Consider the following 507-nt stretch of genomic DNA (forward strand, 5'->3'; position numbering starts at 1 on the left):
CTGGTGAGCGTGGTTTTGGTGCCGGTAGTGAGTGCTTCAGCCTCCAATAGTGGAGGTGAACAGATGTCTAACAGATCCGTTAGCGAGAAGGCTCTTGTCCACTTTGGGGATCTGACAGAGATGAGAATTGTTGATGAAAGAGCGGTCAACGTGAAAATTCCCTTTTCGATAAAGAACTACGATTTAGTAGTCTTTGACCTGCCAAAAATCCGGGAATATCTGCTTCATGGTGATCAACTAACAGTGTACCTAGAAGGGCAGCCTTACACGATGGATCTACAGGAGACGACGATTGATACAGAAGCTATTGCTAAAGGGATCCATTCCTTCACCGGCAGTCTCGCTGGTGTTGAAGATAGCCAAGTGCTTCTTACGGTTGGTAACAAAGTTCTGCTGGGCAGAATTGTTATTGATTACACCGAATATTTCATCGAAAGCACCTCGATGCAAGATTCGAAATCGTCAAGTGCGTTCTTACAATATGTGTACTCATCAAAGGATATTGTT

Annotated in this window: 1 pseudogene; it reads left to right on the plus strand. The window is 44.4% G+C overall.

Annotation, left to right across the window (positions count from 1 at the left end):
- Window positions 1-63: 63 nt before the first annotated feature.
- Window positions 64-507, plus strand: a pseudogene (locus EI28_RS13055) (hypothetical protein); the annotation flags it as partial.

Origin of the sequence: Methanoculleus sp. MH98A (assembly GCF_000691865.1) — an archaeon.
Lineage (GTDB): Archaea > Halobacteriota > Methanomicrobia > Methanomicrobiales > Methanoculleaceae > Methanoculleus.